Annotated in this window: 6 protein-coding genes; 2 read left to right on the top strand and 4 right to left on the bottom strand. The window is 68.7% G+C overall.

The features are described from left to right. The 4 genes from cbiB to AC3XYG_RS10980 form a co-directional block, all read right to left on the bottom strand. Positions 1–707 (bottom strand): adenosylcobinamide-phosphate synthase CbiB (cbiB, locus tag AC3XYG_RS10995; RefSeq protein ID WP_489139869.1); only part of this gene is annotated, 707 nt, incomplete at its 3' end. A 124-nt stretch (positions 708–831) separates the two neighbouring features. Then, positions 832–1893, bottom strand: coding sequence for a TFIIB-type zinc ribbon-containing protein (locus AC3XYG_RS10990; protein WP_489139868.1), 1062 nt, complete (start codon positions 1891–1893; stop codon positions 832–834). Positions 1894–1905: 12 nt separating this feature from the next. Continuing rightward, positions 1906–3015 carry an SPFH domain-containing protein gene (locus AC3XYG_RS10985; protein WP_489139867.1) on the bottom strand — a complete coding sequence of 370 codons (1110 nt, stop codon included), beginning with the start codon at positions 3013–3015 and terminating at the stop codon, positions 1906–1908. A 158-nt stretch (positions 3016–3173) separates the two neighbouring features. Next, positions 3174–4583: a glycosyltransferase gene (locus tag AC3XYG_RS10980; protein ID WP_489139866.1), complete on the bottom strand. Its 1410-nt coding sequence runs from the start codon at positions 4581–4583 to the stop codon at positions 3174–3176. Between the two features lie 380 nt (positions 4584–4963). Here AC3XYG_RS10980 and AC3XYG_RS10975 point away from each other — a divergent pair, with 380 nt between their 5' ends. Together AC3XYG_RS10975 and AC3XYG_RS10970 are read left to right on the top strand one after the other, a co-directional pair. Continuing rightward, the gene (locus tag AC3XYG_RS10975; RefSeq protein WP_489139865.1) at positions 4964–5899 is read left to right on the top strand and encodes a 2-hydroxyacid dehydrogenase; all 936 of its coding nucleotides are present in this window, start codon (positions 4964–4966) and stop codon (positions 5897–5899) included. Positions 5900–6231: 332 nt separating this feature from the next. Beyond that, on the top strand, positions 6232–7518 hold the full coding sequence (locus AC3XYG_RS10970; RefSeq protein WP_489139864.1) for an IS4 family transposase: 1287 nt from the start codon (positions 6232–6234) through the stop codon (positions 7516–7518). Positions 7519–7529 lie beyond the last annotated feature (11 nt).

Genomic DNA, 7529 nt, shown 5'->3' with positions numbered 1-7529 from the left:
CCGATGCGGCCGCCGCCGAAGGGCGCGGCCAGGGCGATCAGGGCGCCGCAGAGCCGGGCGGGGACGAGGTTGAGGACGTCGTCCAGCTGGGCCGCGGCCCAGCCGAAGGCCTCGTGCCGGGCGGTGCGGTGGCCGATCATGCTGTCGGCGGTGTTGACCGCCTTGTAGACCAGGATGCCGGGCAGGCCGAACAGCGCGAACCAGAAGGCCGGCGCGAACACGCCGTCGGAAGTGTTCTCGGCATCGCTCTCGATCGCGGCGCGGCAGACGCCGGCCTCATCGAGGCTCTGCGGGTCGCGGCCGACGATCATCGACACGGCGCGGCGGCCGCCTTCCAGCCCTTCCAGCTCGCAGGCGGCGGCCACCGCGGCGACATGGTCGTGCAGGCTGCGCTGGGCCAGGAACACGGCGGCGGCGGCGATCTCGATCAGCCAGCCGAAGGGCAGGGCACGCAGCAGGGCCGAGACGCCCCAGCCGATGCCGCCGGCCAGCAGCACCAGCAGCAGCACAGCACCGATGCCGGCCACGCGGCGCCGGGCCGGGGCGTCGCCGTCATGGTTCAGCCGGCGGTCGAGCCAGCCGATCCCCCGGCCGATCAGGACGATGGGATGCGGCAGATGCCGCCATAGCCAGGGCGGGTCGCCGACCACGGCGTCGAGCAGCAAGGCGCCGGCCAGGAGCCAGAGGTGGTTGGGAACATGCGACATGCCTCAGCGGCTCCAGACACTCGCCGTCATCACGATGCGCGAAAGCGTCATCACGATGCGCGAAGGCCTGGATTGCCACGCCCCCGGCTTCACTGCAATGGGCAGGGGTAGGAGAGACGGGCCGTCAGCGCTTGTCGAGCAGCATCACGGCGATCGCAACCACGGCCAGGCCGGCCAGCACGGCCAAGCCGATCTTCAGCCAGCTCCAGGGCCGTTCGCCCTGCACCCGGCCGGTGCGGCCATTGATGACGAAGCTGTAGGGCTTGCCGCCATAGCGGAAGCTGTTCAGCCACACCGGCAGCAGCACATGCTTGAAGGTGACGGCGTCATAGTCCGTGTCCAGCGAATCGATGGTCTGCTTGTCGCCGCCGATGTCGCGGCGGACGTCGCCGCGGATCACCGGCTCCATCTTCGCCTTCGCCGCCTCGAACCCGTCGGCCAGCTCGAGCTGGTAGTGCTGGGCGCTGAAGCCGCGGAGGTAGCGTTCGTCATAGGCGGCAAGATCGGCCAGGTCCCAGGGCTCCAGCCGGTCGAGATAGGCGCGGGGCAGGGATCGGCTGGCGACCACCAGCACGTCGTCGAAGTTCCGGGCGACGCTGCCGCTGCAGGAGGTCCAGTTCGTCTCGGTCTCGGTGCGGGTCCGGTCGCCGTCGCGGACCGTCCGGGTGTAGTCGACGCCGCGCTGGCCGTCATAGTCGGTGCTGGTGACGCAGTCATAGGTCCAGTACGGCACATACATGCCGATGAAGCCGGCATCGGTCTTGGCCAGGCGCCGGACATCGCTCGGCGCGAACCACAGGCCCGACAGCCACGTCTCGTATTTGCTCCGCGCCGCCTTGGCGTCGAAGCCGAAGGGCAGCACGGCGCCGGGCCGCAGATGCGTCACCTCACGCGGCTCGAGCACGATCGGCGTGCCGCAGAACGGGCAGCGCGAGGCCTGGATCGCGGGGTCGAGCTGGAACTCCGCGGCGCAGCGCTTGCAGGAGACCACGTGGATGGTCTCCTTCGGCGCCTCGATCTCGGCATCGGCCAGGCCGGTGGCGTAGTCGATCTCCTCGACCCTGGTCCAGGGCGAGGCCGCGATCGGATTCTCATGCCCGCAATACGGGCATTTCAGCATGCTGGTGCCGGGCGCGTATTCGAGCTGCGCGCCGCAGGACGCGCAGGCAAACGTCGTATCCGCCATGATGATGGGTCGTCAGGCGGCGGGCGGCAGCGGCGGGGGCAGGTCGGCGAACAGCGTCGCCAGCGCGGCGACGTCGCCGGCCTTGGTCCAGGCCGCCATGCCCTGGGTCCAGACCAGGCTGTCGCGGGTCAAGCGCCCGTCGCCGGCCATCGCCTGCAGCTCGGACGACGGGAACGGCCCGCCCTGCTTGCCGTCGATGGCGACGTGATAGGCCACGGCGCCGGGCAAGGGCGGCGGGGACGCACCGGCGGAAGGCGGCGTGGCGCTCTGCTGCACCGCGCCGCCCATGGCGGAGGCCAGGCCCCCGGCCGTGGCCATGCCGATGCCGATGCCGGCGGCGCCGCCCGGGTTCTCGGCCGCGGCCTTGATCGCCTCCGCGGTCTGGAACTGGGTGTAGCGGCCGAGATCGCCGACCAAGCCCATGCTGCTGCGCCGGTCGAGCGCCTGCTCGACTTCTTCCGGCAGCGAGACATTCTCCACCAGCAGCGTCGCGATATCGAGGCCGTAGGCATCGAATTCCGGCTGGATGGCATCGCGGATGACCTGGCCGACCTTGTCGTAGTTGGACGACAGGTCCAGCACGGCAATGCCGGATTTCGCCACCGCGCCGGCGAAGCTGGTGACGATCAGGTTGCGCAGTTGCTCGGTGATCTCGTCGGTGGTGAAGCGGCCGTCGGTGCCGGCGATCTCGCGGATGAAGGCGGCCGGGTCCTTGACCCGGATGGCATAGGTGCCGAAGGCGCGCAGCCGCACCGGCCCGAACTCCGCATCGCGCAGCATCACTGGGTTCATCGTGCCCCATTTCAGGTCGGTGAACCGCTTGGTGTTGAGGAAATAGACCTCGGCCTTGAACGGGCTCGCGAAGCCGTATTTCCAGCCCTGCAGCGTCGACAGGATCGGCAGGTTCTTGGTTTCCAGCGTATACATGCCGGGCTGGAACACGTCGGCGATCTTGCCTTCGTTGACGAAGACGGCGACCTGGCTTTCGCGGACGGTCAGCTGGGCGTTGTACTTGATCTCGTTGTTGTGGCGCTCGAACCGGTAGACGATCGTGTCCTGCGTATCATCGGTCCATTCGATGATGTCGATGAATTCGCCGGCGATCTTGCTCCAAAGGCCCATGATCCGTCTCCCGCGGGGCCCCGCCTGGGGCCAGTTGCGCGCGGATCATAATACCAGCTTTGGGACGGAAAAGAGGCAGGCGGGGGCGAGAATATGGTTACTGCCGAAATGCGGCTTCGACCGTTCGGGGCCGGGATGGATGGTCCCGGCCCGCCTCGTCAGCTGCGCGTGTTCGGCTGGGGTGCCACGGCCGTCGCGGCGGCCGGCGGCGCCAGCTTCACGCCGGGCAGCTTGGCCGGGAACAGGCGCAGGTCGAGCTTGATGTCGTAGCGGTCGGCCAGCAGGGCCATGCCCATCATGAGCAGCCCGGCGCCCGACACCGCCAGGAAGGGCAGGTACCAGGCCAGGTCGCCGACGGTCATGCCCAGCAGCACCGTGCCGGCCGCCGTCTCCGGAATGCCGCTGCCGGCGCCGCTGCGGTAGCCGGAGCGGCGCGAGCTGCCCTTCTTCGGCGTGCGGATGAAGCCGCTGCGGCGGCCGATGAAGGCCTCGACCACACCGCGCGAATTCGACAGCGACAGGCCGGCGTTCAGCGCCATCGTCGCCAGCATGTCGCCGACGACGCGCCCCAGCCGCTCCCGCCGCACGGCACAGCGGCCGGAGACCAGGAAGGCCACGGTGCCGCCGATGCCGAGCACGGTCGACAGCAGGCCGAGCACGGTCAGGAACACCGGCTGGACGAAGCCGATGCCAAGGAACATCAGCGTGTTGACCATCGCCACCGCGGCCAGCGGATAGAACAGGCATTGCAGCAGCTGCAGGCTGACCGCGACCTTGGCCTTGCGCGGCAGGGTCGAGCGCCAGATCGTCGGCAGCAGCTTGCAGGCGACCTGGGCGAAGCCCTTGGTCCAGCGGAACTGCTGCACCCGCCAGGCGGCGATGTTGGACGGCAGCTCGCCCGGCACGGTGACGTCGGAGAGATAGCGGGCGCGCCAGCCCTTGAGATGGGCGCGCAGGCTGAGGTCGAGGTCCTCGGTCAGCGTGTCGGCCTTCCAGCCGCCGGCATCCTCGATCGCGGCGCGGCGCCAGATGCCGCAGGTGCCGTTGAAGGGCAGGGGCAGGCCGGTCATGCTGCGGGCCGGCTGCTCGACCCCAAAATGCGCGTCCAGCATCAGCGTCTGGGCCCGGGTCAGCCGGTTCTCGTCGCCGTTCAGATGCTCCCAGCGGCCTTGCACGAAGGCCAGGCGCTTGTCGTTCTCCAGCACGCCGACGGTGCGGCGCAGGAAGTCCGGCCGGGGGATGAAGTCGGCATCGAACACCGCGACATAGGGGTGGTCGGTCACGGCAAGCCCGGCATGCAGCGCCCCGGCCTTGTAGCCGGTGCGGTCGACCCGGTGCAGGCGGTGGGCATCGACCCCGGCCTCGCGCAGCTCCTGCACTGCGGCCTCGGCGATTTCCCGGGTCTCGTCGATGCTGTCGTCCAGCAGCTGGATCGTCAGCTTGTCCTGCGGCCAGTCCAGCGCCGCGGTGGCGCCGAGGATGCGGCGCACCACATGCCGTTCGTTGAAGATCGGAACCTGGATCAGGACCCTGGGGAGGTCGTCGTCATCCGGGGCGATGGCCGGCATCTGATTCGCCATGCTCTGGCCTTGCGACTGGTGGCGCCAGAAGGTGACCGCGAGCCAGAGGAGATTGCTGGACAGAAGACACAATAGCGTCAGCGCGATGGCGAGTAGACCGTATACGCCGAATTCGGCGATCTCCAAGGAGGTCAAGATGGACCGGCCTTTTCTTGTGTTTATTCAGAACTCAAAACAGCCGACTCATGTCGATGTTCCGACAGATTACCGTATTGGTGCATCCCATGCATCAGACGCAGCGGAACGTGGCGACAGAATGGCGTTGCCGGGGGCGATCTAAGCATTGTCCGTGGAATGGCTTGAATCGTCGGACATTGACGATAGGCTGGTGCGGGCCCACTGATCCGGGGCCAAAGAGGAAACACCCGATGACCAAACCCGTCGTTCTCGCCCTTGCCGGTCTGATGCCGGGCCCCTTCGCCGAGCTGGAGGCGCATTGCACCGTGCACCGGCTGTGGGAGGCGGAAGACCGCGAGGCGCTGATCGCGCGCGTCGCGCCTGACGTTCGCGGCATCGTCACCGGTCCCGGCGTCTCGGCGGAGCTGATGGACCGGTTCCCGGCACTGGAGATTATCGGCAATTTCGGTGTCGGCTACGACAAGGTCGATGTCGGCCATGCCAAGACCCGCGGCGTGCGCGTCACCAACACCCCCGGCGTGCTCGATGACGAGGTCGCGGATCTCGGCCTGCTGCTGATGCTGGCCACGGCCCGCCGCCTCTGCGTCGGCGACCGGTTCGTCCGGGCCGGGAAATGGACCCAGGGCGGCCTGCCGCTGTCGCGCAGCCTGCGCGGCAAGCGCCTGGGCGTGGTCGGCATGGGCCGGATCGGCCAGGCGGTGGCGGAGCGGGCGGCGGTGTTCGGCCTGTCGGTGGCCTGGCACGGGCCGCGGGCCAAGCCGGAGATTGCGCATCCCTATTATCCCGACCTGGTGGCGCTGGCGAAGGACAGCGACGTGCTGGTGCTGTGCTGCCCGGGCGGCGCGGCCACTCATCACATCGTCAACCGCGCGGTGCTCGAGGCGCTCGGGCCGGACGGCATCCTGGTCAACATCGCCCGCGGCACGGTGGTGGATGAACCCGAGCTGGTCGCCGCCCTGGTCGACGGCCGGCTGGGCGCCGCCGGCCTCGACGTGTTCGAGCATGAGCCGACGGTGCCGGAGGCGCTGTATGCCCTCGACAACGTCGTGCTGCAGCCGCATGTCGGCAGCGCCACGGTCGAGACCCGCAACGCCATGGCGGATCTCGTCGTCCGCAACCTGCTGGCCCATTTCGACGGCAAACCGCTGCTGACGCCGGTGGCGTAGGGCGCCCGGCCCGCAGCGCGAACCGGCCATCCATCTTCCCGCCTCGGCGGGAACGGCCTCGCCAACCCATCACCGTCATCACGAGCCCGCAGGGCGTGGCGATCCAGAATTGCCGCCGCTGGTGCGGTCTGCCTCGCCGGGACTGGATCGCGTTTCCCGGCTCAAGGCCCTACGGGGTTCACACATTTCGGATTTCGTTAGCGAGGGCGTGCTGGGAATGATTCAAGAGGCGCGCTGTCGGGTAGATTGCGGGGTGCGAGATGGCGCGGCGTGCTGCGGTGCTTGGGGATGCGCGACGGGATGCGCGCGCGGCGTGGATGGTAGATCGGATTATGGCGACGGGTTCGCTGCAGCTTCGGGAACTCGGCGGCACGCGTTCGGGAGAACTGGCGGCGCACGGCCTTTTGTCGTCAGCGCAGGTCGAGCCGTGGGGCTTGCTGGTGCCGCATATTGAGCGCACGGCGGCAGCCTGTGCGGGCCGCCGCGTGGTGGCGGTGCAGGATACCAGCGAGATCAACTTCGCTCGGCAGCGCCGCCCCGCCGTCGGGCTCGGCCCGACTGGCAACACCGAGATCCGGGGTTTCTTCGTGCATCCGGTGGTGGCCGTAGATGCCGATGACGAGGCGTTGCTGGGTGTGGCTGGGGCCAGGATTTGGACCCGCGGCGAGGAGCCGACACCCGACCATCGCGGCATTCCCTTCGAAGAGAAGGAGAGCCACCGCTGGCTCGAGGCGGCCGAGTTCGCGGCCTGTCACCTGGCGCCGGCGGCCCGCCAAGTCGTCATGGTGGCCGACCGGGAGGCCGATATTTATCCGATGTTCGCGCGCCGCCCGCCGACGGTCGAGTTCGCCGTGCGTGCGCACCACGACCGCGCGCTGGCCGCCGGTGGCAGGCTGTTTGATGCCCCCGTCGGCTGGCCCGCTCTCGGTACGGCCGAGGTCAAGATCGTGCCGAAGCGGCCGGGAGACAGGGGCCGTATGGCGACGGTCACCTTGAAGGCGGGCACGGTGACGATCAAACGGCCGATGAGCAAGCCGAACCGAGAGGCCGCCCCGACCCTCACCTTGGGGCTCGTTGACGTCCGCGAGGAGATGGCACCGGCCGGCACTGGTCAGCCGCTCTTGTGGCGGTTGCTGACGACGCTGCCGGTCGCCACGCTCAAGGATGCGCAGGACGTGGTGCGGCTCTATCGCCTGCGCTGGCGTATCGAGGAGGTGTTCCGCATTCTCAAGGGCAATGGCCTCAACATCGAAGACAGCCAGTTGGAGACCGCCGGTCGGCTGATCAACCTTGCCGCTCTCGGTCTCGTCTCGGCCGCGCGCATCATCCAACTCGTCGATGCCCGCGACGCCAGCTCACGACCGGCCACCGACATCATCGATCCCCACGACATCCCAGCCGCGGCGGCCATCGGCGCCACACTTGAAGGCGGCTCGCAGCGCCAGAAGAACCCGCACCGGCCAGACTCACTGGCTTGGCTCGCCTGGATTGTCGCTCGCCTCGGCGGCTGGAACTGCTACTACAAACCCCCAGGCCCCAAGACTATGGCCCGTGGCCTCGATCGCCTCCTCCATCGCATCACTGGCTTCAAGCTCGCAACCGCCCCGCCAGATGTGTGAATCCCGTAGGG

This window comes from Inquilinus sp. (genome assembly GCF_057815775.1).
This window is presented reverse-complemented; position numbering and strand designations above follow the sequence as displayed.